Origin of the sequence: Variovorax monticola (assembly GCF_051216855.1) — a bacterium.
Taxonomy (GTDB): Bacteria; Pseudomonadota; Gammaproteobacteria; order Burkholderiales; family Burkholderiaceae_C; genus Variovorax.
Window position 1 is genome coordinate 429031 of record NZ_JBPJZP010000002.1, and the last position, 22885, is coordinate 451915.

The 22885-nt window shown below is 68.5% G+C and carries 21 protein-coding genes; 17 read left to right on the forward strand and 4 right to left on the reverse strand.

Annotated elements, in window-relative coordinates:
* Nucleotides 1–42: 42 nt before the first annotated feature.
* Complete coding sequence (locus ACSFA5_RS07290) at nucleotides 43–1344, forward strand: SUMF1/EgtB/PvdO family nonheme iron enzyme (RefSeq protein ID WP_435443363.1); 1302 nt, start codon at nucleotides 43–45, stop codon at nucleotides 1342–1344.
* 6 nt (nucleotides 1345–1350) lie between these two features.
* Here ACSFA5_RS07290 and ACSFA5_RS07295 read toward each other — a convergent pair whose 3' ends face one another.
* Complete coding sequence (locus ACSFA5_RS07295; RefSeq protein ID WP_435443364.1) at nucleotides 1351–2790, reverse strand: MFS transporter; 1440 nt, start codon at nucleotides 2788–2790, stop codon at nucleotides 1351–1353.
* An 85-nt stretch (nucleotides 2791–2875) separates the two neighbouring features.
* Entirely contained in the window at nucleotides 2876–4231 is a 1356-nt protein-coding gene (aptA, locus tag ACSFA5_RS07300; protein ID WP_435443365.1) for an omega-aminotransferase AptA, read from the reverse strand.
* 108 nt (nucleotides 4232–4339) lie between these two features.
* Here aptA and ACSFA5_RS07305 point away from each other — a divergent pair, with 108 nt between their 5' ends.
* Together ACSFA5_RS07305 and ACSFA5_RS07310 are read left to right on the forward strand one after the other, a co-directional pair.
* Nucleotides 4340–5296 carry a LysR family transcriptional regulator gene (locus ACSFA5_RS07305; RefSeq protein ID WP_435443366.1) on the forward strand — a complete coding sequence of 319 codons (957 nt, stop codon included), beginning with the start codon at nucleotides 4340–4342 and terminating at the stop codon, nucleotides 5294–5296.
* On the forward strand, nucleotides 5289–6032 hold the full coding sequence (locus ACSFA5_RS07310; protein ID WP_435443367.1) for a hypothetical protein: 744 nt from the start codon (nucleotides 5289–5291) through the stop codon (nucleotides 6030–6032). Before ACSFA5_RS07305 ends, ACSFA5_RS07310 begins: the two co-directional genes overlap by 8 nt.
* A 37-nt stretch (nucleotides 6033–6069) precedes the next feature.
* On the opposite strand, the gene ACSFA5_RS07315 is transcribed toward ACSFA5_RS07310, so the two are convergent.
* Entirely contained in the window at nucleotides 6070–6834 is a 765-nt protein-coding gene (locus ACSFA5_RS07315) for a FadR/GntR family transcriptional regulator (RefSeq protein ID WP_435443368.1), read from the reverse strand.
* Nucleotides 6835–7040: 206 nt separating this feature from the next.
* On the opposite strand from ACSFA5_RS07315, the gene ACSFA5_RS07320 reads away from it, so the two are divergent.
* The 8 genes from ACSFA5_RS07320 to ACSFA5_RS07355 all read left to right on the forward strand — a co-directional run bounded on the left by ACSFA5_RS07320 (nucleotide 7041) and on the right by ACSFA5_RS07355 (nucleotide 14870).
* Nucleotides 7041–8246: an ABC transporter substrate-binding protein gene (locus ACSFA5_RS07320; RefSeq protein ID WP_435443369.1), complete on the forward strand. Its 1206-nt coding sequence runs from the start codon at nucleotides 7041–7043 to the stop codon at nucleotides 8244–8246.
* A 25-nt stretch (nucleotides 8247–8271) separates the two neighbouring features.
* Entirely contained in the window at nucleotides 8272–9132 is an 861-nt protein-coding gene (locus ACSFA5_RS07325; protein ID WP_435443370.1) for a branched-chain amino acid ABC transporter permease, read from the forward strand.
* A gap of 8 nt (nucleotides 9133–9140) precedes the next feature.
* Nucleotides 9141–10112 (forward strand): branched-chain amino acid ABC transporter permease, encoded by a 972-nt coding sequence (locus ACSFA5_RS07330; protein WP_435443371.1) that lies wholly within the window; start codon nucleotides 9141–9143, stop codon nucleotides 10110–10112.
* Nucleotides 10109–10876, forward strand: a complete 768-nt coding sequence (locus ACSFA5_RS07335) for an ABC transporter ATP-binding protein (RefSeq protein ID WP_435443372.1) — start codon at nucleotides 10109–10111, stop codon at nucleotides 10874–10876. The genes ACSFA5_RS07330 and ACSFA5_RS07335 overlap by 4 nt, the downstream gene beginning before the upstream one ends.
* On the forward strand, nucleotides 10873–11583 hold the full coding sequence (locus ACSFA5_RS07340) for an ABC transporter ATP-binding protein (protein ID WP_435443373.1): 711 nt from the start codon (nucleotides 10873–10875) through the stop codon (nucleotides 11581–11583). The genes ACSFA5_RS07335 and ACSFA5_RS07340 overlap by 4 nt, the downstream gene beginning before the upstream one ends.
* A 34-nt stretch (nucleotides 11584–11617) precedes the next feature.
* The gene (locus tag ACSFA5_RS07345) at nucleotides 11618–12871 is read left to right on the forward strand and encodes a Zn-dependent hydrolase (protein ID WP_435443374.1); all 1254 of its coding nucleotides are present in this window, start codon (nucleotides 11618–11620) and stop codon (nucleotides 12869–12871) included.
* Nucleotides 12868–14385: a M81 family metallopeptidase gene (locus ACSFA5_RS07350; RefSeq protein ID WP_435443375.1), complete on the forward strand. Its 1518-nt coding sequence runs from the start codon at nucleotides 12868–12870 to the stop codon at nucleotides 14383–14385. Before ACSFA5_RS07345 ends, ACSFA5_RS07350 begins: the two co-directional genes overlap by 4 nt.
* Nucleotides 14386–14477: 92 nt before the next feature.
* On the forward strand, nucleotides 14478–14870 hold the full coding sequence (locus tag ACSFA5_RS07355; protein ID WP_435443376.1) for a nuclear transport factor 2 family protein: 393 nt from the start codon (nucleotides 14478–14480) through the stop codon (nucleotides 14868–14870).
* Between the two features lie 10 nt (nucleotides 14871–14880).
* On the opposite strand, the gene ACSFA5_RS07360 is transcribed toward ACSFA5_RS07355, so the two are convergent.
* Nucleotides 14881–16023 carry a helix-turn-helix domain-containing protein gene (locus ACSFA5_RS07360; protein ID WP_435443377.1) on the reverse strand — a complete coding sequence of 381 codons (1143 nt, stop codon included), beginning with the start codon at nucleotides 16021–16023 and terminating at the stop codon, nucleotides 14881–14883.
* Nucleotides 16024–16199: 176 nt separating this feature from the next.
* Between ACSFA5_RS07360 and ACSFA5_RS07365 the strand changes: the two genes are divergently transcribed.
* The 6 genes from ACSFA5_RS07365 to ACSFA5_RS07390 all read left to right on the forward strand — a co-directional run bounded on the left by ACSFA5_RS07365 (nucleotide 16200) and on the right by ACSFA5_RS07390 (nucleotide 22876).
* Nucleotides 16200–16697, forward strand: coding sequence for a (2Fe-2S)-binding protein (locus ACSFA5_RS07365; protein ID WP_435443378.1), 498 nt, complete (start codon nucleotides 16200–16202; stop codon nucleotides 16695–16697).
* A gap of 12 nt (nucleotides 16698–16709) precedes the next feature.
* Entirely contained in the window at nucleotides 16710–19160 is a 2451-nt protein-coding gene (locus ACSFA5_RS07370) for a xanthine dehydrogenase family protein molybdopterin-binding subunit (protein WP_435443379.1), read from the forward strand.
* Nucleotides 19161–19184: 24 nt separating this feature from the next.
* Nucleotides 19185–19976, forward strand: coding sequence for an FAD binding domain-containing protein (locus ACSFA5_RS07375; protein WP_435443380.1), 792 nt, complete (start codon nucleotides 19185–19187; stop codon nucleotides 19974–19976).
* 67 nt (nucleotides 19977–20043) lie between these two features.
* The gene (locus ACSFA5_RS07380) at nucleotides 20044–20946 is read left to right on the forward strand and encodes an AAA family ATPase (protein ID WP_435443381.1); all 903 of its coding nucleotides are present in this window, start codon (nucleotides 20044–20046) and stop codon (nucleotides 20944–20946) included.
* 17 nt (nucleotides 20947–20963) lie between these two features.
* On the forward strand, nucleotides 20964–22178 hold the full coding sequence (locus ACSFA5_RS07385; RefSeq protein ID WP_435443382.1) for a vWA domain-containing protein: 1215 nt from the start codon (nucleotides 20964–20966) through the stop codon (nucleotides 22176–22178).
* A 35-nt stretch (nucleotides 22179–22213) separates the two neighbouring features.
* Nucleotides 22214–22876, forward strand: coding sequence for an SRPBCC family protein (locus ACSFA5_RS07390; protein ID WP_435443383.1), 663 nt, complete (start codon nucleotides 22214–22216; stop codon nucleotides 22874–22876).
* Nucleotides 22877–22885 lie beyond the last annotated feature (9 nt).

Sequence of the window (22885 nt, forward strand, 5' to 3'; positions counted from 1 at the left end):
CGCCGCCATTCCGGCGCCGCCGGCCGGTCGCCATAATCGGCCATGTCTTCACGCCCGCCTCCTTCGACGCCCTCCGGTGCCCTCGGGCTGGCGCATTCGATCGATTCGCTCGAGATGCACCGCGCCGGCCGCGAACTGCTGTCGCTCGCGCTGATCGACGCACGCAATCACACGTTGCATCTGCTGTCGCTCTACGAGCAGGCGCTGGGGGCCGAAGCCCTCGCCATGCCACCTGTGCCTGAAGAAGACGGCGTGGTGCCCCCGGTCTGGCTGGCCGGCCACATCGGCTGGTTCGCCGAATGGTGGATCGGGCGCAACACGCAGCGCGCCTTCGGCGTCGACTGCCCCGTGCGGCCCACGCGCCTTGCAGCCATCGACCCCGGTGCCGACGGCTGGTGGAACCCGGCGCACAGCGCCCCGGGCAGGCGCTGGTCGCCCGACCTGCCCGACCTCGGCCAGACCAAGGCCTACCTGCTCGAGACGCTGGAGAGCACGCTCGAGCTGCTCGAGCATGCGGCCGAGACCGATGCGGGCCTGTACTTCTACCGGCTCGCGCTGTTCCACGAAGACCTGCGCGGCGAGCAGTTCGTGGTGATGGCCCAGACGCTGGGGCTGCCCCTGGGCATCGAGCAGGCGCCCATCGCCGTCACGCGCGAGCCGCTGCTGCTGCCCTCCACGCGCTGGGAACCGGGCCTGCCCGAGAGCGGCTTCGCCTTCGCGCAGGAACGCGCGGCGCACCGGGTGGACGTGCCCGAGTTCGAGATCGACGCGCAGCCCGTCACCTGGAACCAGTACATCGAGTTCGTCGACGACGGCGGCTACGACCGCGAGGAACTCTGGCGCAGCGAAGGCTGGCGCTGGCTCTCGGCGCAGACCGAGGGGCGGCGCGGGCCGCGCCATGTCGAGCAGATCGGCGTGGCGCGCCACGGCACGGGCGGCTCGGTGCTGCAGCAGCGCTTTGGCGCGACCGTGCGCGCGGCCGGACACCACAGCGCGGTGCACCTGAGCTGGTGGGAGGCCGATGCGTGGGCGCGCTGGGCCGGCCGGCGCATCGCGACCGAGGTCGAGTGGGAAATTGCGGCGCACACCGCCGCGCGGCGCGGCTTCCGCTGGGCCGACGTGCACGAGTGGACAGCAGGCACGCTGCAGCCGTGGCCGGGGTACCGGGCCGATCCGTGGAGTGCCGGTGGCGAGTTCGATCCGGCGGCCGCCTTCGGCCTGGCGCGCGTGCTGCGCGGTGCGTCTTTCGCGACGCGTGCACGGCTGAGATCGCCGCGCCGCCGCGGCTTTGCACTGCCGGAGCGCGACGACGGTTTCTTCGGTTTCCGGACCTGCGCGCTCTGAAGTCGGTCAGCGCTCGCCACCGTCTTCGCAGGCGAGCGGCGGCGCCACTTCCTCCAGCGGCTTGCGCTCCGCGTCCGCCGCATAGCGCAGGGCCAGCAGTCCTGCCACGATGACCAGCACGGCGCCGATGCCGTAGCCCACCATCACCGCGCCGCGGCTGCCGGTCTCGATCAGCAGGCCGAACAAAAGGGGCGCCGCGAAGCCGCCCGCGCCCATGCCCACCGCATAGAAGATCGCGATGGCCATGGCCCGCATCTCCAGCGGGAACACCTCGCTCACTGTCAGGTACGCCGAACTTGCCGCCGCCGATGCGAGGAAGAACACCGCCGACCAGCACAGCGCCTGGCTGCGCGCGTCGAGCCAGCCCCTCATGAAGGCCCAGCCCGTGACCGCCAGGCCGATGCCCGCGAGCACGTAGGTCAGCGAAATCATCTTGCGCCGGCCCAGGCTGTCGAAAAGCGGGCCCAGCAGTAGCGGCCCCAGCACGTTGCCGAGCGCGAACGGAAAGATATAGAGCGCCACGCTGGCTTCGGGCACGGCATAGAAGCGCGTGAGCACCAGTGCGTAGGTGAAGAAAATGGCGTTGTAGAAAAAGGCCTGCGACACCATCAGCGCGAGCGCCACCACGCTGCGCTGCCGGTAGCGCTTGAAAAGCACGCGCGCCACTTCACGCATCGAAGGGCTGGTCTGGCGCGCGTCGGTGTAGGTGACGTGGCCCTGCGGCGCGGGCAGCGGGCCGTGCTGTGCCTCGACCTGCGCCTCGATTTGCTCGACGATGCGCTTCGCCTCCTCGGCGCGGCCGTGCGCAATGAGCCAGCGCGGGCTTTCGGGCACATCGCGGCGCACCAGCAGGATGGCCACCGCCAGCACCCCGCCCAGCGCGAAGCCCGCGCGCCAGCCCCACGCCGGGCCGAGCACGCGCGCGTCGAGCAGCACCAGGCTGAGCCCGGCGCCCAGCGCCGCGCCGATCCAGAAGCTGCCGTTGATGGCGAGGTTCACGCGCCCGCGCACGCGCGCCGGAATGAGTTCGTCGATGGCCGAGTTGATGGCCGCGTACTCGCCGCCGATGCCCAGCCCCGTGACGAAGCGGCACAGCGCGAAGAAGGCGAAGTCGCGAGAGAAGGCCGTGGCCAGCGTGCCGATGGTGTAGACCACCAGCGTGACCAGGAACAGCTTCTTGCGTCCCAGCCGGTCGGTGAGTCGCCCGAAGAGCAGGGCGCCGACCACCGCGCCCGCCACGTACACCGAACCGGTAAGGCCGATCTCGCCGGCCGTGAGCCCCAGCGTGTCGGGCCGCTCGAGCACGGCGCCGATGGAGCCCACCAGCGTGACCTCCAGCCCGTCGAGGATCCAGGCCACGCCCAGCGCGATCACCACGCGCCAGTGCCAGCGAGACCACGGCAGGCGGTCCAGGCGGGCGGGGATGTCGCTGCGCAGTACCGTCATGCCGTCGATTATTGGAAGGCGGCCGGCGCGCCGCCTGTAGGACCGGGGCTTCGATCAAGCCGCGGTCCCTTCGAGGGTCCGAGGGTCAGGCCGTCTCGGCCAGCGCGTCGGCCAGCGCGTTCACCATGCGGTCGATCTCCGCCTTCTCCGAGATGAACGGCGGGGCGAGCTGGATGGTGTCGCCGCCGTAGCGCACGTAGAAGCCCTTCTTCCAGCAGTTCATCGCAATCTCGTATGGGCGGCGTGCCGGCTCGCCCGGCAGCGCGGCAATGGTGATGCCGGCGGCCAGGCCGAAGTTGCGGATGTCGCTCACGTGCTTGCTGCCCTTCAGGCTGTGCACGGCGTTCTCGAAATGCGGCGCCAGCGTCTGCACGCGGCCGATCATGTCTTCCTTTTGCAGCACGTCGAGCGCGGCGATGCCGGCGGCGCAGGCCACCGGGTGCGCGCCGTAGGTGTAGCCGTGCGGGAACTCCAGCATGTAGTCGGGGCCGCCGGCGGCCATGAAGGTGTCGTAGATGTCCTTGCTCGCCACCACTGCGCCCAGCGGCTGCGCACCGTTGGTCACCTGCTTGGCGATGTTCATGATGTCGGGCGTCACGCCGAAGGCATCGGCACCCGTGAGCGCGCCGCAGCGGCCGAAACCGGTGATCACTTCGTCGAAGATCAGCAGGATGTTGTGGGCGGTGCAGATGTCGCGCAGGCGCTTCAGGTAGCCCTTGGGCGGAATCACCACGCCGGCCGAGCCCGAGAAGGGTTCGACGATGACGGCGGCGATGTTCGACGCGTCGTGCAACGCGATCATGTCGAGCAGGCGGTCGGCCAGGTCGGCGCCGTGGTCGGCCATGCCGCGCGTGAAGGCGTTGGACGCCAGCTGCGTGTGCGGCAGGTGGTCGGCTTCCACGCCCTGGCCGAAGAGCTTGCGGTTGGCGCCGATGCCGCCGACCGAAATGCCGCCGTAGTTCACGCCGTGGTAGCCCTTCTCGCGGCCGATCAGGCGGGTCTTGCTCGCCTGGCCCTTGGTGCGCCAGTAGGCGCGCGCCATCTTCAGCGAGGTGTCGGCGGCTTCGGAGCCCGAGCCGGTGAAGAACACGTAGTCCAGGCCGGCGGGCGTCAGTTCCTTGATCTTGTTGGCCAGCTCGAACGACAGCGGGTGGCCGAACTGGAAGGCCGGCGAGTAGTCGAGCTTGGCGATCTGGCGGCTCACCGCCTCGGTGATCTCGGGGCGGCCGTGGCCCAGGCCCGAGCACCACAGGCCCGAGAGGCCGTCGAAGATCTTGCGCCCGTCGATGTCGGTGAAGTAGGCGCCCTTGGCCTCCACGATGATCCGCGGATCGGCCTTGAAGCTGCGGTTGGCCGTGTAGGGCATCCAGTGCGCTTCGAGCCAGGCAGCGTCGGTGCGCACGGTGGGCGTGGGTTCGAGGGCGGGCGTGGCAAGGGTCATGGCGCTTCCCGCACGAGCGGGCTCCGAAGGGGGTGATGAGGTGTGCCGATTGTTCGCACAGCCTTCAGTGTGGAGAATGGCGCAATATCAATGTTCACTTGACGATTCATGCAAGTAAAAGAAAAGGCCCAGAACGGTGCCGCCGGCACGCGAAACCGCGCCGTCTTGGGGCAGCTCAGCGACATGGACCTGCGCCTGCTCAAGGTGTTCAAGAGCGTGGTCGACTGCGGCGGCATGGCGGCCGCCGAGCTGGAGCTGAACATCGGCACCTCCACCGTGAGCCGCCATGTGAAAGACCTGGAAACGCGGCTGGGCCTGGTGTTGTGCCGGCGCGGGCGCGCGGGCTTCGCGCTCACCGCCGAAGGGCAGCGCGTGTACGACGAGACGCTGCGCCTGCTGGCCTCGGTCGACGCCTTTCGCGGCAGCATCGACGACATTCACAACCGCATGGGCGGGCAGCTGGAGGTGGCGGTGTTCGACAAGACGGCCACAAACCCCCGCGCGCGCATTGGCGAGGCGATCGCGCGCTTCACCGAGATGGCGCCCGAGGTGAGCCTGGCGCTGCACGTCGGGTCGATCAACGCCATCGAGCAGGGCGTGCTGGAGGGCAACTTCCAGATCGGCATCATTCCGGCGCACCGCGCCTCCAAGAGCCTGGTGTACGCCGACCTGTTCGACGAGACCATGCTGCTGTACTGCGGCGCGGGGCATCCGCTGTTCGATGCCAGCCACGCGAAGCTCACGTGGGCGAAGCTGCGCGAGCACCATTTCGCGGGCCTGGGCTACCACTCGCCGAACATGGAACTGAGCCACCGCGCCAAGCTGTCGCGCAAGGCCACGGGCTTCGACCAGGAGGCGATTGCCACGCTGATTCTTTCGGGGCGCTTCCTCGGGTTCTTGCCCGACCACTACGCGAAGGTGTTCGAGCAGCGCGGGCTGATGAAGGCGGTGCTGCCGGCGCGCTTCAACTATGCGTGCCGGTTCGTGAGTTTGCTGCGCAGGTCACCGAAGCCGTCGCGGGCGGTGCTGGCGTTTCAGGAATGTCTGGAGAAGGCGCATGCGTGAGTTTCGAGTGGCGATCGTCTTGCTGGGCCTGATGCTGGCCATCGGCGGAATCTGGTCGCACCGCGCGAAGATCGTCGAGGCCATCAAGGTCGAAACCTGCCGCGCGCCATGCCCCCCGCTGGCGCCGGAGCAGTTGCGTTTGCAGGTCATCAAGGCCTACCTGCACCGCCAGCTTGCTTACAACATCGAATGGCACGGTGCGGGCGGCAACCGCCAGCTCGCACTGCTGCCGCTCGACGTGACCGAACATGACATGGCGCGCAGCATCACCGATTCAAGCTTGCTGTCCCTGCTGACCACCAACGCAACCATCCTCGGCAGCCATGCCCAGATCGATGCGCTGAGCGTCGACTCGCTGGCGCAAGACCCTTCGATTGCGATCTATTCCTTGCCCCACCGCGATGTGAGCGTCATCCCGACAAGGCGCCTTCGGCAGGCCAGCGCGGCCGAGGTCGAAGGTTACTTCCATGCCCCCGGCCGGACCGGTGGCATGCCTGCCTTCAGCTCGTGGGAAAGATGGAGCGGCTACGGGCAGCACTATTTCTGGATCACCTATTGGTCCGCGAATTTCGCCTGCTGCGATGGCCGTGGCGAGTACCAAGGAATGAGCCGCTACCGCTGGACCAACAACAGCCTGCTGGCCATCCAATCTGTCCATCCCTGGCTCATGGGGGTGTCCGACCGCGGTGAACTCCATCTCAGGGACTACGACGGCGAAGAGCTGCTTTATTACTAGAAATTCTTCACCGATTGCGGTGATGCGCCCGAGGGCTCTACCTCTGCCCGCTCGGCAGCAGCAAATGCTTCGCCCCGATGTGCGCTTCCATCTCGTGCATGTGGTGCTCCGCATCGACCATGTGCTCGGACATCAGCCGGTGCACCTCGGCCGCGTCTTCCTTGCGGTAGGCCGCGAGCAGCTGGGTGTGATAGTCGACGTTGGTCTCGCCGAAGTGGTGGTGGTCCAGTGCCTTCTTGTAGACCACGAGGTCGCGCAGCAGGTCGTTCAGGAAGCGGCACATGAAGGAAAGCACCGGATTGGGGCAGCTCTCGGCCAGCATGGTGTGAAACGCGAGCTCGGCTTCGCGCTGGATGCGCAGCTCGTCGTCGTTCGTCGGCTCGATGGTGCACAGGCGCACGTTGTCTTCGAGCCGTTCGAACTGCTCGGGCGTCAGCTTGCCGATGACGCTCACCGCCAGTTCGGGCTCCAGCACCTTGCGCAGCTGGTAGATGTGGTGCCCGTCGAGGTGGTGAAAGTGCAAGAAGTTGCGCAGCGGCTCCGACGCATGGTCGACCGACACCTGCTGCAGGTACGCGCCGCCGCCGGGCCCGGTGCGAATGGCGATGAGCCCTCGCACCTCCAGCGCCTTCAGCGCCTCGCGCACCGTGCTCTTCGAATAGCCGAAGAGCTCGATCAGTTCTTTCTCGTTCGGCAGCCGGTCGCCGGGCTGCTTGCGCTCCGCCACGATCCAGCGCTTGACGTCTTCGACGATGACGTCCGAGAGCTTTTGCCGCTTCGGGCGGTTCTGCCCCACTCTCATTGAAACGCTCCATGCCCATCGGGAGATGCGCGGGATGCGCAACAGCGGGCGATCTTAAACGGCGTCATTGGCGAGCTCGGGTTGGCGACAGGCACAAGGCTTGCTTGCGGGTTTTTACCAGCATATTAATCCGATTTATCCGCTTAAATTTGCCGGCACCCGCAGGCACCTCTTTTCCTTACTTCCCACCACGACCGGAGAACCCCATGCAACGCAGACACCTTCTTCAGCTGGCCGCCCTGTCGGCCGCCCCGGCCTCGCTCCTGGCGAGCCGCTCCGTCTTTGCGCAATCGGCCGAGGCCATCCGCTTCGGCTGCCCGGTCCCGATGTCAGGCGCCTTCGCGGCCAACGGCAAGTACGCCGACCTGGGCATGAAGCTGGCCATCGAGCAGTACGGCAGCGTGCTGAAGCGCCCGCTGGCCTACACGGTGCTCGACACCGAGGGCAAGCCCGCCACCGCCGTGCGCAAGGTGCAGGAAGCCTCGCAGCAGCAGGGCACCAAGTTCTTCGCGGGCGGCATCCTGTCGTCCGAAGCGCTGGCCATGGGCAAGGAGGCCGAGAAGGCCGGCGGCCTGTTCATCACCACCGCGGGCGCCGATGAAATCACCGGCAAGGACTGCAACCCCGCCACCTTCCGCTGGTCGGTGCCCACCTTCGGTGCCATCGAGCAGACGGTGCGCCCGTTGATCGCCTCGATGCCGAAGGCCAAGCGCTGGTACACCATCACGCCGCAGTACGTGTTCGGCGACGGCCTGCTGAGCGCGGCCAAGAACATCTTCCAGGAGAAGGGCATCGAGCACGTGGGCAACAGCTACCACTCGCTCAACGAGAAGGAATTCAGCGGCTACCTCACCAACGCGATGGCGGCCAAGCCCGACGTGCTGCTGCTGCTGAACTTCGGCGCGCAGTCGTCGGCCGCGCTGCGCCAGGCGGTGAGCTTCGGCATGCACAAGAACATGACGATCCTCATGGCCTGGGCCTCGGGGCTGGAGCAGTTCGACGAACTGGGCGCGGACCTGTGCGAGGGCGTCTATTTCGGCGCGCAGTACTGGCATACGGCCGACACCCCGCTCAACAAGGACCTGGTCAAGCGCACGGCAGACAAGCTCAAGATCGTGCCCAACTACAGCCTCGCGGGCTCGTACATCTGCACCAAGATCCTGATCGACGGCATCGTCAAGGCCGGCACGGTCGACCAGAAGGCCGTGATCGCCGCGCTCGAAGGCATGAAGTACGACGGCCTCACCGGCACGGAAGAAATCCGCAAGGCCGACCACCAGGTCATCAAGGACTACTACCTGCTCAAGGGCAAGGCCAAGTCGAAGATGGCGAACCCGGCCGACTACGTCGACGTGGTGAGTTCGGGCAAGTCCTTCCTCGCAACAGACAAGACCGGCTGCAAGCTGGCCTGACACCGCAACGGACACCGACGCGCCCATGACCGTCTACCTGCTCCAGACCATCAACGGAATCGGCATCGGCATGCTGTATTTCCTGCTGGCCGTTGGCTTGTCCATCGTGTTCGGCCTGCTGCGCTTCGTGAACTTCGCGCACGGGGCTTTCTACCTGCTGGGGGCCTACCTGTGCTACCAGGCCATGCAGTGGGGCCTGAACTTCTGGGCCGCGCTGGTGGTGGTGCCGCTCGTGGTGGGCGCGCTGGGCTGGCTGGCCGAGAAGCTGCTGCTGCGCCGGGTGTACGCCAAGCCGCACGAGTTCCACATTCTGGTGACGGTGGGCCTGGCGCTCGCGGTGCAGGAGATCGTCATCGTGTTCTGGGGCCCGCTGGGCAACAGCGTGCCCACGCCCGACCTGCTGCAGGGCGTGGTGATGTGGGGCGACTTCGTCTATCCGAAGTACCGGCTGTTCGTGATCGGCTTCACCGCCGTGCTCGCGGTGCTGCTGTGGTGGGTGCTGGAAGGCACGCGCCTGGGCAGCGCGGTGCGCGCGGGAAGCGAATCGACCGAGATGGTGTCGCTGCTGGGCATCAACGTGTTCCGCGTGTTCAGCCTGGTGTTCGCGCTGGGCGCTGCCACGGCGGCGCTGGCCGGCGTGCTGGCCGCGCCCATTCGCGGCGCGGAGCCGTTCATGGGGGTGGAGGCGCTCAGCGTCGCCTTCGTGGTGGTGGTGATCGGGGGGCTCGGCAGCTTCGGCGGCGCGCTGGTCGGCGGGCTGCTGATCGGCATCGTGCAGAGCCTGATGAGCACCATCTGGCCGCCCGGCGCGAGCCTGATGATCTACGTCGCGATGGGGGCCGTGCTCCTGCTGCGCCCGCATGGCCTGCTCGGCCGCAGAGGATGAACCACGCCATGCCAAGAAAATATTCGTTCCTCCTGGCGCTCGCCGTGGCGCTGGGCCTGCCGCTGGTGCTGCGCTCGGGCTCGCTCGCGAGCGAGGTGCTCATCTACGGGCTTGCCGCCGTGGGTTGCAACCTGCTGCTGGGCTACACCGGCCTGCTGTCGTTCGGCCAGGGCATCTTTTTCGGGCTGGGCAGCTACACCATCGCGATCCTGCTCACGCGGCTGCAGGTGCCGATGCCTCTTGCGCTGCTCGCGGCCGTGGCCATGGGCGCGCTGGGCGCGGCGGTGGTCGGCTGGGTGGCCATTCGCCAGCGCGGCACCTACTTCGTGATGCTCACGCTGGCCTTCGCGCAGATGTTCTATTTCGTGGCGTACACCGCCTCGGGCCTCACGGGCGGCGACAACGGCCTGCTCGACGTGCCGCGCCCCGCCTTCATGGACACGCCGTGGAAGTACTACGCCTTCGTGGCGGTGATCTTTCTCATCGCGTTCGCGCTGCTCTTGCGCGTGACCGATTCGGTCTTCGGCCGCACGCTGCTGGCCATTCGCGACAACGAGGACCGCGCCGCCGCGGTGGGCTACAACCTCAAGCGTTTCAAGCTGCTGGCCTTCGTGATCTCGGGCGCCGTCACCGGCCTGGCCGGCGGCCTGCACGCGATGATGACCGGCATCGCGCCGCTGTCGAACGCGGAGTACCACACGAGCGAGATGATCCTGGTCATCACCGTGATCGGCGGCACCGGCAACCTGTTCGCGTCGGTGCTGGGCTCGGCCTTCTACGTGCTGCTGGCCGACTGGCTTTCCACGCTGTGGCCGCGCTGGCTGCTGTTGCTGGGGCTGCTGCTGATCGGCGTGAGCATCGGCATGCAGCGCGGGCTGTGGGGCCTGGGCGAGAGCGCCTGGCGCCGCGTGTTCCGCAAGGCCGTGCCTGCAAGCAAGGCGCCGGTTGCGCAGCCTGTGTCGCAAGGAGAAAAGGCATGAGCGACGTTCTCATCGAAGCCATCGGCGTCACCAAGCACTACGGCAAGTTCGCCGCGCTGGGCGGGGTCGACCTGAAGATCCGGCGCAACACCGTGCACTCGGTGATCGGGCCGAACGGCGCGGGCAAGACCACGCTGTTCCACATGCTCACGGGCACCGGCACCACCACCGGCGGGCGCATTCTGTTCGACGGCCACGACGTGACCGGCGAGCCCGACTACCAGCGCGTGCAGCGCGGCATGGCGCGGTCGTTCCAGGTGACGAGCCTGTTCGCGAGCCTGTCGGTGCGCGAGAACCTGCGCGTTGCGGCGCAGGGTGTTGCGCCGCGCCAGGCCATGAACTGCTGGCGCGCGCCGGTGGGCGAGCGCGCCTGCGCCGACACGGTGGCCGAGGTGCTGGCACGCGTAGGCCTCGAGCGGCTGGCGGACACGCCGGCCAGCGTGCTGTCGCACGGCCAGCAGCGCCGCCTCGAAGTGGGCATGGCGCTGGCCGCACGGCCCAAGGCGATCTTTCTCGACGAGCCGACCTCGGGCATGGGCATCGACGACCTTGACGACATGAAGCAACTGATTCGCGGCCTGCGCGACGCGCACACCGTGGTGCTGATCGAGCACAACATGAACATCGTGATGGACATCTCCGACACCGTGACCGTGATGCAGCTGGGCCGCGTGCTGGCCGAGGGGCTGCCGGGCGACATCCGCGCCGATGCGCGCGTGCGCACGGCTTATCTGGGCAACATGATCACGGGGGGCAAGGCATGAGCACCAACATCCTCGAAGTCGAAGGCTTGCACGCCCACTACGGCAAGAGCCACGTGCTGCAAGGCGTGACGCTGACCGTGGCCGAGGCCGAACTCGTCACGCTGCTGGGCCGCAACGGCGCGGGCAAGTCGACCACGCTCAAGAGCATTGCGGGCGCCGTCATGCCCACCGGCGGCAGCGTGCGCTTCCAGGGCGAGAACGTGGCGGGTCAGGCGCCGCACCGCATTGCCCAGCGCGGCGTGTGCCTGGTGCCCGAGCACCGCGGCGTCTTCAAGCTGCTGTCGGTGGAAGAAAACCTGCTGCTCGGCCAGCGGCGCGAATCGCCCTGGCAGCTCGACGACATCTACCGCATCTTTCCGCGCCTGAAGGAGCGCAGGCGCAACGGCGGCGGGCAGCTCTCGGGCGGCGAGCAGCAGATGCTGGCCATCGGCCGCGCGCTCATGAACCACCCGCGCCTGCTGATCCTGGACGAGCCGGTCGAAGGCCTGGCGCCGGTGATCGTGGAGGAAATCGTCGCGCAGCTCAAGACCATCAAGGCGGCCGGCGTGGCCATCCTGCTGGTCGAGCAGAACCTCGAGGTCTGCGTGCAACTGGCCGACCGCCACTACATCGTGGAGCAGGGCGTGATCGTGCACGAGGCCGCCAACGCCGACTTCGTGGCCGACCACGAAGTGAAAGACCGCTACCTGGGCGTGGGGCTTGCTTGAGGCCCAGCGCACTTCTTCTCTCATTCGCACAATCATGACAACACACACCGAACTCCGCATCGACGGCCAGCGGCTCTGGAACTCGCTGATGGAACTGGCGCAGCTCGGCGCCACCGAAAAAGGCGGCGTCTGCCGCATTGCGCTGACCGACCTCGACCGCCAGGGCCGTGACCTGTTCACGCGCTGGATGCGCGAGGCGGGCTGCGAGGTGCGGGTGGACGCCATCGGCAACATCTTTGCGCGCCGTGCCGGGCGCAACAACACGCTGCCCCCGGTCACCACCGGCAGCCACATCGACACGCAGCCCACGGGCGGCAAGTTCGACGGCAACTACGGCGTGCTGGCCGGGCTGGAAGTGGTGCGCAGCCTGAACGACGCGAAGGTGCAGACCGAAGCACCCATCGAGGTGGCCGTGTGGACCAACGAAGAGGGCTCGCGCTTCGTGCCCGTGATGATGGGCTCGGGCGTGTTCGTCGACGCCTTCACGCTGGAGCACGCGCTGGCGCAGCGCGACACCGAGGGCGTCAGCGTGGCCGATGCGCTGCAGGCCATCGGCTATGCGGGCAGCACGCCGGCATCGGTGGCCGCGTCGCCGGTGGGCGCGTACTTCGAGGCGCACATCGAGCAGGGCCCGGTGCTGGAAGCCAACGAGCGCGTGATCGGCGTGGTCGAGGGCGCGCTCGGCCAGCGCTGGTACGACGTGGTGGTGCAGGGCATGGAAGCGCATGCCGGCCCCACGCCGATGGAGCTGCGCAAGGACGCGCTGCTGGCCGCGTCGGAGCTCGTCATCGAAGTGAACCGCATCGCGCTCTCGCACGCGCCGCATGCGCGCGGCACGGTCGGCTGGATCGACAACTATCCGAACTCGCGCAACGTGATCCCGGGCCGCGTCAAGCTCAGCGTCGACCTGCGCGCGGCCGACGACGTGGTGCTCTCGGCCATGGACGCCGAACTGAAAGCGGCGGTGCAGCGCATCGCCACCAAGGGCAAGGTCGCCGCCACGGTGGAGCAGGTCGTGTACTTTCCGCCGCAGCCTTTCACGCCCAAGCTGGTGTCCGCCGTGCGCGACGCCGCGCAGGCGCAGGGCCTGAGCTGGATGAACGTGATCAGCGGCGCGGGCCACGACGCGGTGTACCTGGCGCGCGTGTGCCCCGCGGCCATGATCTTCGTGCCCTGCCTGGACGGCATCAGCCACAACGAGATCGAGGACGCGCAGCCCGACCACCTCGAAGCCGGCTGCAACGTGCTGCTGCAGGCGATGCTGCAAAGCGCGGGAGTCGTTGCATGAAAGTGCTGATCGCGCGCCTCAACCACGAGACCAACACCTTCTCGCCCGTGCCCACGCCGCTCGCGGCCTTCGGGCCCGACGGCCCGACCTTCGGCGCGCAGGCGTACGCCGACAACAAGGGCATGCGCACCGCGATGTCGGCCTTCATCGACCTGGCCGAAGCGGCGGGCGCGACGCTGGTCACGCCGGTGTCGGCCTCGGCCAACCCCAGCGGGCCGGTGCACGCGCAGGCCTACACCACGCTCACGCAATGCATCGTCGACGCGGCGCCGGGCTGCGACGCCATCCTGCTCGACCTGCACGGCGCGATGGTGGCGCAGAACAGCACGGACGGCGAGGGCGACCTGCTGGTGCGCCTGCGCGCCGCCGCGCCGGGCGTGCCCATCGGTGTGGCGCTGGACCTGCACGCCAATGTCACGCCCGAGATGGTCGGCAACGCGGACGTCATCGTCGGCTTCAAGACCTATCCGCACATCGACATGTACGAGACCGGCGCGCATGCGGGCCGGCTGCTGTTCGACCTGCTGGCCGGGCGCAGCCAGCCGCACATGCGCTGGCGGCAACTGTCGCTGATGGCGCACACGCTGCGCAGCGCCTCGTTCACCGGCGCGATGCAGCGGGCCATCGAGGCGGCGCAGGCGGCCGAAGCGTCGGAGTCGCTGGCGGTGTCGATCCTGGCGGGCTTCTCGCTGTCGGACATCGCGGCGCCCTGCATGAGCGTGGTCGTGGTCGACGCGCAATCGCCGGAGCGCGCGCAGGCCACGGCCGACCGCATCGCCACGCAGATGTGGAACGAACGCGAAGCCTTCATCTACCGCAGCGAACCGCTGGCGGATTCGGTTGCGCGCGCCAAGCTCCTCGCGCATGGCGCCGCGCGCCCGGTGCTGCTGCTCGACCATGGCGACAACTGCATGTCGGGCGGCAGCTGCGACACCATGGACGTGCTGCAGGAGGCGCTGGCACAGGGGCTGTACGGCATCGGCGTGGGGCCGCTGTGCGACCCCGAGGTCGTGGCCGAGCTGATCGCGGCGGGCGAGGGGGCCGAGGTGACGGTCGCGCTGGGCAACAAGGTGTCGCTCGCGGGCATCGGCCTGTCGAAGACGCCGGTGCGCCTGACCGGCACGGTGCGCAGCATCGGCGACGGCGAGTACGTCATCACCGGCCCCACCTACACCGGCCAGCGCAGCAGCATGGGCCGCACCGTGCTGTTCGACATCGGCGCGGCGCGCATCGTGGTGACCGAGCGCACGCAGGAGCCGTGGGACATCGGTGTGTTCGAGTGCGCGGGGCTCGACCCGCGCGCCGAGCGCTTCCTGCTGCTGAAGTCGCGCATGTACTGCCGTCCGGTGTTCGAGCCGATGTCGGCCGCGCTGGTGGAATGCGACAGCCCCGGCGTGACCAGTTCGGACTACAGCCTGTTCCCGTTCGGCAAGGTGCGCCGGCCGGTATTTCCGCTGGACGCGGATGCGTCGATGAACGCCCTCGCACAGGCTGCTTCGTCGCCCGGCGCGTAACCTGCCACGTCATCGACGCGCATCGCGTGCGGCGCGACCATGCCTTCACCCCGCGATGTTGCGGGTCGAACCCCGATGAAGGAATCGTCACCATGAACACCGCCGCACACGATGCCGCAGCACGCGAAGCCACTGATATCGCCCAAAACTACATCGCCGTCTGGAACGAGACCGATGCCGCGCGCCGCGCCGAACTGATCGAAGCCGCCTGGACCGCCGACGCCCGCTACGTCGACCCGCTGGCGCAGGCCAGCGGCCGCGAGCAGATCCACGCGCTGGTCGGCGCGGTGCACCAGCGCTACCCGGGCTTTCGCTTCAACCTGCTGGGCAAGGCCGACGCGCATGGCGACCATGTGCGCTTCTCGTGGACGCTGGGGCCCAGCGGAGCGGAAGACCTGATCCAGGGCACGGACTTCGCGCAGATCGACGCGGGCAAGCTGCGCTCGGTGACCGGCTTCCTCGACAAGGTGCCGGTCGGCGCCTGACCGGCGGCGCTCAGTCGGCGGCGCCCGCGGGCCGGCCGCGCCACAGCTTGCGATAGACGGTCGCCCGGCTGATGCCCAGGGCCCGCGCCGCCTCCGCCACGTTGCCACGGGCATCGGCCACCGCCTTGCGGATCAGCGCGGTCTCCACGTCGCGCAGGCGGGGCCGGGCGTCGGCGGCCGGCACCTCCGGCGAACGGCGGCTGCCACCGCCGTGGGGGCGCACCTGCACCCGCAGCCCCGACCACAGCGGCACCTCGAGCACCGCATCGCCGCTGCGGGCCGCGTCGAACATCATGTGCAGCGGCAGTGCGAACAGGTCGTTGAAGTGCAGCGCCTGCTCGCTGTGCGTCAGCGGCTGGTGCAGCATCTGGCGGGCGGCCGCGTTGGCGCCTGCGACATGGCCGGCGGCGTCGATGCACAGCAGCCCCTCGGTCGCCTCGCTGCTGGCGCTGCCCGGCCAGGCCAGGTGCAGCAGCAGCTCGCACGGCTCGTGCATCACCAGGGTGTTCTCGATGCTGCGCGCGCTGAGGGTGGCCAGGTGGCGCAGCTCGGGCCGTTCGACCACCTGTACGCCGCTCAGGTCGAGCATGCCGATGCAGTCGCCACGGGGGCCGAAAAGCGGCGCCCCGGCGCAGCTGAAGACGCTGGTGTCGTCGAAGAAATGCTCGCCGCGGTGCAGCCACACCGATTCCTGCTCGGCCAGCGCGGTGCCGATGGCGCTGGTGCCGATGGCGCGCTCCGACAGGTCGACGCCGATGCGCCCGATGTCGCGCGCATAGCGGCTGGCGGCGTCGGTGCCGTCGGGCAGGTTGCCCACGTCGACCACGATGCCCTGGGCGTTGGTCAGGATGGCGAAATAGCGGGTGTCGGCAATGGCGCGCGACAGCCGCTCGATCACCGGCCGTGCCGCCGCGATCAGCGCCCGGTTGCGCTCGACGATGTCGCAGCTGTTGGCCTGGCTCACCGGGTCGAAACTGACCCGGTTCTGCGGCCGCCAGCCGGCCTGCAGGCAGCGCTGCCAGGAACGGGCGATCCAGGAGTCGACGCTGGCCTCGGCCCGGGCCGGGGCCGGTTCGCCGTCGATCAGCTCACGGCGTGCCTTGGCGATGGCGACGGCGCGCTCTGGCGCCTGCGAAACAAGAGAGACGGGCATCGTGTGTGGGTTCGCGCGTGGGCTGCTTTGGGTCGCTCGCCGATTGGCAAGCTGTTTCATTTTGAGAATTTCCCGCGGTCTGTGCAAGTGTCAAGGGTTTTTGCCTAGGATGGGTCGGAGGGTCGGCAGCAAGATGCGCCGCTGAACCAGCCATCACCTTTCACGGAGACAGCCACATGCAGGTCGCTTTCAAGGTCAACGGCCGCCAGGTCACGGTCGACGCTCCCCCCAACACCTTTCTCGTCCACGCCATCCGGGAGCACCTTCACCTCACCGGCACCCACGTCGGCTGCGACACCGCCCAGTGCGGTGCGTGCACCGTCCATGTGAACGGCCGTGCGGTCAAGTCGTGCAACATACTGGTCGCGCAGGCGGCCGGCACCGACATCACCACCATCGAGGGCATCGCCGAGGCCGACGGCACCATGCACCCGATGCAGGCGGCATTCAAGGAATGCCACGGCCTGCAGTGCGGTTTCTGTACCCCGGGCATGGTCATGAGCGCCATCGACCTGTGCACCCACCATCCCAGGTCCAGCGAATCGGAGATCCGCGAGCTGCTCGACGGCAACCTGTGCCGTTGCACGGGCTACCAGAACATCGTGAAGGCCGTGAAGATGGGCGGCGAGGCCATGGCCTCGGGCACCCCGGTCAAAGCCACCGTCTCGGCCTGAAGGAGCAGCATCATGGGTGCCTCCGACTTCTCCAACCTTCCCCACATCGGCGAGGCGCTTCGGCGCAAGGAAGACTACCGCTTCCTGACCGGCGCGGGCAACTACACCGACGACATCACGCTGGCCAACCAGAGCCACGCGGTCTTCCTGCGCTCGCCGCACGCGCATGCCACCGTGAAGTCGGTCGACATCGCCGAGGCCATGAAGATGCCCGGCGTGGTCGGCATCTTCAGCGGCAAGGACATCGAGGGCAAGATGGGCGGGCTGCCCTGCGGCTGGCTCATCAACAACCCCGACGGCACCCCCATGAAGGAGCCGATGCACCCGATCCTGGCGATCAACAAGGTGCGCTACGTGGGCGACCACGTCGCCATGGTGGTGGCCGAGACGGTGGAGCAGGCCAAGAACGCGGCCGAGGCGGTGGTGGTCGACTACGACGTGCACCCCGCGCTGGTGAGCGTGGCCGACGCCGCGAAGAAGGCCAGCGGCGTCACGCTGCACGACGAGGCGCCCGACAACCAGTGCTACAAGTGGGTGCTGGGGGACAAGGCGGCGGTCGACAACGTGTTCTCCACGGCCGCGCACATCACCAGGCTCGATCTGGTCAACAACCGGCTCATTCCCAACCCCATAGAGCCGCGCGTGGCCATCGGCAGCTACAGCCGCGGCACCGACGACTACACGCTGTATGTGTCCAACCAGAACCCGCACGTCGAACGCCTGCTGATGACGGCCTTCGTGCTGGGCCTGCCCGAACACAAGGTGCGCGTGATCGCCCCCGACGTGGGCGGCGGCTTCGGCTCCAAGATCTTCCTGTACGCCGAGGACGTGTGCCTGACCTGGGCGGCCAAGCAGCTCAACCGCAACATCAAGTGGACGGCCGAGCGCTCGGAGTGCTTCCTGTCCGACGCGCACGGCCGCGACCACGTGAGCCACGCCGAAATGGCGATGGACGGCCAGGGCAAGTTCCTCGCGATGCGGGTGCACACCGACGCCAATCTGGGCGCCTACCTGTCGACCTTCTCGACCGCGGTGCCGACCATCCTCTACGCCACGCTGCTGGCCGGCCAGTACGCCACGCCGCAGATCTACGTGGAGGTCGATGCCTGGTTCACCAACACCGCGCCGGTCGACGCCTACCGCGGCGCGGGACGACCCGAGGCCACCTACCTGTTGGAGCGGCTGGTGTCGCGCTGCGCCTGGGAAATGAACCTGGGACAGGACGAAATTCGCCGGCGCAACTTCATCACCACCTTTCCTTACCAGACGCCGGTGGCGCTGCAGTACGACACCGGCGACTTCCACGCCTGCATGGACAAGGCGCAGGTGCTGGCCGAGGTCGACGGCTTCGCGGCGCGCCGGTCGGCCAGCGAGGCGCAGGGCAAGCTGCGCGGCATCGGGTACTCGAGCTACATCGAGGCCTGCGGCATCGCGCCGTCGAACATCGCGGGCGCGCTCGGTGCGCGCGCGGGCCTGTTCGAGTGCGGCGAGATCCGCGTGCACCCGACCGGCAGCGTGACGGTGTTCACCGGCTCGCACAGCCACGGCCAGGGGCATGAGACCACCTTCGCGCAGGTCGTGGCGGCACGGCTGGGCATTCCGGTCGACAACATCGACGTGGTGCACGGCGACACCGGCCGCGTGCCCTTCGGCATGGGCACCTACGGCTCGCGCTCCATCTCGGTGGGCGGCGCGGCCATCATGAAGGCGCTCGACAAGATCGAGACCAAGGCCAAGAAGATCGCCGCGCACCTGATGGAGGCGAGCGACGCCGACATCGAGTTCGCCAACGGCGAATTCACGGTCAAGGGCACCGACAAGAAGATTCCGTTCGCGCAGGTGGCGCTCACGGCCTACGTGCCGCACAACTACCCGCTCGACAAGCTGGAGCCGGGCCTGAACGAAACCGCCTTCTACGACCCGACCAACTTCACCTTTCCGGGCGGCACCTACATCTGCGAGGTCGAAATCGACCGGCAGACCGGCGAGGTGCGCGTCGACCGCTTCACCGCGGTGGACGACTTCGGCACCATCATCAACCCGATGATCGTCGAGGGCCAGGTGCACGGCGGGCTTGTGCAGGGCATCGGCCAGGCGCTGCTGGAAAACTGCGTGTACGACAACGAGACCGGCCAGCTGCTCACGGGCAGCTTCATGGACTACGCCATGCCGCGCGCGGCCGAGTTTCCGCTGTTCAAGCTGGACACCGTGTGCACCCCGTGCACCCACAACCCGCTGGGCACCAAGGGCTGCGGCGAGGCGGGGGCCATCGGCTCGCCGCCGGCCGTGATCAACGCGGTGCTCGACGCGCTGGCGCCGCTGGGTGTGAAAGACTTCGACATGCCCGCATCGTCCAGCCGCGTCTGGGAAGCCATGCAGAAGGGCAGCGGCAGCGCTGCGCAAGACGCGATGCCCCAGCAGCCGGCGCTCGCCGCCAGCACCCAAGGCCGTCCCGCACCCTGAACAACAAAGAAGGAACCACGCACCATGTACGCCTTCACACTCGAACGGCCCGCCTCCGTGGCCGATGCGGCCAAGCTCGTTGCCGCCGGCGCCAAGCCGCTGGCCGGCGGCCAGACCCTGCTGGCGTCGATGAAGCTGCGGCTCTCGGCGCCCGAACAACTGGTGGACCTGAGCGGCATCGCCGAGCTCACGGGCATCAAGAAAGACGGCGCAAGCCTCACCGTCGGTGCCATGTCGCGCCACCTCGACGTGGCGAACCACGCCGACGTGAAAGCCGCCTTCCCGGCGTTGGCCGACCTGGCCTCGCGCATCGGCGACCGGCAGGTGCGCGCGATGGGCACCCTTGGCGGTTCGGTGGCCAACAACGACCCGGCCGCGTGCTACCCGAGCGCGGTGCTGGGCACGGGCGCCACGGTCGTCACGTCGAAGCGCGAGATTGCGGCGGACGATTTCTTCCTGGGCCTGTTCACCACGGCGCTGGAAGAAGACGAGCTGATCACAGCCATTCGCTTCCCTATTCCCAAGCGCGCCGTGTACGAAAAGCTGCGCCAGAAGGCCTCGCACTTTCCGCTGGTCGGTATTTTCCTGGCGCAGTACGACAGCGGCGTGCGCGTGGCCGTCACCGGCGCGGGCAACGGTGTGTTCCGGCACAAGGGGCTGGAAGACGCGCTCAACCAGAGCTTCACCGCAGCGGCGGCTGCCGCGGTGAAGATCGACGCGAGCGACCTCAACAGCGACCTGCATGCCTCGGCCGCCTACCGCGCGAACCTGATCAGCGTGCTGACGCAACGCGCGGTGACCAAGGCCCTGGGCTGAACAAACCGGGGCTCACCAACGGACGCCGGAAGGCGCGACACCTTCGCGTCTTCCGCTACGCTGCGCCATGATCTTTCCGACCATCGATTCCCTCTCAGACGGGTTGGTGCAGGCCGGCTACTTTGCCGACCGCCGCCTGGCCACCGCCGTGTTTCTCGCGCTCAAGCTGCAGCGCCCGCTGCTGCTCGAAGGCGAGCCCGGCGTCGGCAAGACCGAGCTGGCCAAGGCGCTGTCGAAGGCATTGAACCGCGAGCTGTTGCGCCTGCAGTGCTATGACGGGCTGGAGCAGCGCGAAGCGCTCTATGAATGGAACTACGCCGCGCAGCTGCTGCACATGCGCGCGGCCGAGGCTTCCGGTGCGGCGCGCGACGTGGAGGCCGAGGTCTACCAGCCGCACTACCTCATTCGCCGTCCGCTGCTGCAGGCGCTGCAAACGCCCGCGCCCGGCGCCGTGCTGCTGATCGACGAGGTCGACCGCGCCGACGAGCCCTTCGAGGCCTTCCTGCTCGAATACCTGGGCGAGTACCAGGTGAGCATTCCCGAGCTGGGCACGGTGAGCGCGGTCGTGCCGCCGGTGACCATCCTCACGAGCAACCGCACGCGCGAGCTCAACGACGCGGTCAAGCGCCGCTGCCTGTACCACTGGCTCGACTACCCCGAGCGCGAGCGCGAGCTGGCCATCGTGCGCGCGCAGGTGCCGCAGGCCGGCGAGAAGCTGTCGGCGCAGGTCTCCGCCTTCGTTGCGCGGCTGCGCGAGGCACCTTTCGTCAACGCCTTCCAGCGCGCACCCGGCATTGCCGAGAGCGTCGAGTGGGCGAGGGCGCTGATTGCGCTGGACACGGTGGAGCTCGACCCCGAGGTGGTGGTCGACACCGCCGGCATCCTGTTCAAGCAGCGCGACGACGTGGCCGCGCTCACGCTGGAACTGGCGTCGGACCTGCTCAGGCCCGAGGAGCCGGCCGCGCGCTGAGTGCGCCAGGCGTGCGCATGGCCGGCATTCCGCAACTCGGCGACGTCCGCAGCGGCAAGCTCGCCGGCAACATCACCGCCTTCGGCCGGGCGCTGCGCCGCGCGGGTGTGCGCACCGACGCCATGCGCATCGCGCTGGCCGCCGAGGCCGCCACGCTGGTGGGCGTGGAAGACAAGCTCGACCTGGGCGCCGCGATGGAGGCCGTGATGGTGAGCCGCGAACAAGACCGCATGGTGTTTCGCGAGCTGTTCGACGCCTGGTTCCGCGACCCCGAGCTGGCCAACAAGCTGCTCGCCCAGATGCTTCCGAGCGCCGAAGGCAAGGCCGAGCCCTCGAAGCGCCGGCCGCGCGTGCGCGAGGCGCTGACTGCGCCGCGCCATGCCGCCAGGCCGACCGAACAAGCCAAGCCCGACAACGAGGTCGAGTTCGACTCCGCCATGACGGCGAGCGACCGCCAGCGCCTTCAGCACGCGGACTTCAACGCGCTCGGCGCGTCGGAGTACCGGCTGGTCGAGCGGCTGGCCCGCGACGTCACGCTGCCGATTCCCGCAGTGCCGTCGCGCCGCCTGCGCCCCACCGGCGACGCGGGCCGTCAGCATGCGCGCATGCACTGGCCCGGCGTGCTGCAAGAGGCGGCGCGCACCGGCGGCGAAATCCTTCGGCTGCCCCGGCTGGCCCGGCGCGAGCAGCCCCTGCCGCTGCTGGTGCTGGTCGATGTGTCGGGCTCCATGGAGCGCTATGCGCGGCTGCTGCTGGCCTTCTTGCATGCGGCCACGCGCCGCGCGGGCCGGCGCGACGTGTTCGCCTTCGGCACCCGCCTGACCGACCTGACCCCCGCCTTCCGGCTGGCCGACACCGACGCCATGCTGGGTGCGGCCAGCCTGGCCATCGACGATTTCGCCGGCGGCACCCGGCTGGGTGACTCACTGGGCGAACTGCGCCGAACCCATGCCCGCCGCCTGACCGGCCGCCGCACGCTGGTGCTGGTGATCAGCGACGGGCTCGACACGGGGGAGCCCGCCGTGCTGGAACACGAGCTGCTGTGGCTCAAGCGCCATTCGCGCCGTCTGCTGTGGCTCAACCCGCTGCTGCGCTTCGACGGCTACGCCCCTCTGGCCCGTGGGGCCGGCGTGCTGCACCGCCATGCCGACGCGATGCTCGCGGTTCACAATCTCAGCGCACTGGAACAGCTGGCCGCGAGCCTGGCTGCCCTGATGCGGTCCGGCAGATAGCACGCTGCCGGCAAGGACAAAAAAGGAAACCCACCATGGAAATGCTCGGAAACCGCCGCCTCGGCGTCACGCAACAACAAGCCTGGGAAGCCCTCAACGACCCCGAAACGCTAAAGAAGTGCATTCCCGGCTGCGACAAGTTCGAGCTCACGGGCGAGAACACCTACAGCGTCGCGCTCGCGCTCAAGATCGGCCCGGTGTCGGCCAAGTTCAGCGGCAAGGTGATGCTGTCGGACATCGTGGCGCCCGACGGCTACAAGCTGACTTTCGAGGGGCAGGGCGGCGTGGCGGGGTTCGCCAAGGGGTCTTCGAGCGTTTCGCTCAAGCCGCTGGCCGATGCAGCGCCCGCAGGCGAAGCGCCGGCCGATGCCGCGCTCGCGCATGAAGCCGCAGCCGCGACGCCGGGCGCCGGCTGCGAGCTCGACTACACGGTGCAGGCCCAGGTCGGCGGCAAGATCGCCCAGCTCGGCCAGCGCCTGATCGACGGCGCCGCCAAGTCGACCGCCGACGATTTCTTCAAGCGCTTCGACGCCGAGATGCAGCGCCGCTACGGCCCGCCGCCCGCGGCTGCTGAAGAGGCCGAAGCGCCGGCCGAGAAGGCCGGCATGATGTCCGGCCTCATGAAGAAGATCGGCCTGGGCAAGAAGGATAAGGACGGCGACCAGGACGCACCCGCCGCCCCCGGCGACGCGGCCTGAACAAGCGGC

Coding starts and splice junctions, on each gene's coding strand:
- ACSFA5_RS07290 (WP_435443363.1), top strand. CDS start 43: ATGTCTTCACGCCCGCCTCCTTCGACGCCCTCCGGTGCCCTCGGGCTG.
- ACSFA5_RS07295 (WP_435443364.1), bottom strand. CDS start 2,790: ATGACGGTACTGCGCAGCGACATCCCCGCCCGCCTGGACCGCCTGCCG.
- aptA (WP_435443365.1), bottom strand. CDS start 4,231: ATGACCCTTGCCACGCCCGCCCTCGAACCCACGCCCACCGTGCGCACC.
- ACSFA5_RS07305 (WP_435443366.1), top strand. CDS start 4,340: ATGCAAGTAAAAGAAAAGGCCCAGAACGGTGCCGCCGGCACGCGAAAC.
- ACSFA5_RS07310 (WP_435443367.1), top strand. CDS start 5,289: ATGCGTGAGTTTCGAGTGGCGATCGTCTTGCTGGGCCTGATGCTGGCC.
- ACSFA5_RS07315 (WP_435443368.1), bottom strand. CDS start 6,834: ATGAGAGTGGGGCAGAACCGCCCGAAGCGGCAAAAGCTCTCGGACGTC.
- ACSFA5_RS07320 (WP_435443369.1), top strand. CDS start 7,041: ATGCAACGCAGACACCTTCTTCAGCTGGCCGCCCTGTCGGCCGCCCCG.
- ACSFA5_RS07325 (WP_435443370.1), top strand. CDS start 8,272: ATGACCGTCTACCTGCTCCAGACCATCAACGGAATCGGCATCGGCATG.
- ACSFA5_RS07330 (WP_435443371.1), top strand. CDS start 9,141: ATGCCAAGAAAATATTCGTTCCTCCTGGCGCTCGCCGTGGCGCTGGGC.
- ACSFA5_RS07335 (WP_435443372.1), top strand. CDS start 10,109: ATGAGCGACGTTCTCATCGAAGCCATCGGCGTCACCAAGCACTACGGC.
- ACSFA5_RS07340 (WP_435443373.1), top strand. CDS start 10,873: ATGAGCACCAACATCCTCGAAGTCGAAGGCTTGCACGCCCACTACGGC.
- ACSFA5_RS07345 (WP_435443374.1), top strand. CDS start 11,618: ATGACAACACACACCGAACTCCGCATCGACGGCCAGCGGCTCTGGAAC.
- ACSFA5_RS07350 (WP_435443375.1), top strand. CDS start 12,868: ATGAAAGTGCTGATCGCGCGCCTCAACCACGAGACCAACACCTTCTCG.
- ACSFA5_RS07355 (WP_435443376.1), top strand. CDS start 14,478: ATGAACACCGCCGCACACGATGCCGCAGCACGCGAAGCCACTGATATC.
- ACSFA5_RS07360 (WP_435443377.1), bottom strand. CDS start 16,023: ATGCCCGTCTCTCTTGTTTCGCAGGCGCCAGAGCGCGCCGTCGCCATC.
- ACSFA5_RS07365 (WP_435443378.1), top strand. CDS start 16,200: ATGCAGGTCGCTTTCAAGGTCAACGGCCGCCAGGTCACGGTCGACGCT.
- ACSFA5_RS07370 (WP_435443379.1), top strand. CDS start 16,710: ATGGGTGCCTCCGACTTCTCCAACCTTCCCCACATCGGCGAGGCGCTT.
- ACSFA5_RS07375 (WP_435443380.1), top strand. CDS start 19,185: ATGTACGCCTTCACACTCGAACGGCCCGCCTCCGTGGCCGATGCGGCC.
- ACSFA5_RS07380 (WP_435443381.1), top strand. CDS start 20,044: ATGATCTTTCCGACCATCGATTCCCTCTCAGACGGGTTGGTGCAGGCC.
- ACSFA5_RS07385 (WP_435443382.1), top strand. CDS start 20,964: ATGGCCGGCATTCCGCAACTCGGCGACGTCCGCAGCGGCAAGCTCGCC.
- ACSFA5_RS07390 (WP_435443383.1), top strand. CDS start 22,214: ATGGAAATGCTCGGAAACCGCCGCCTCGGCGTCACGCAACAACAAGCC.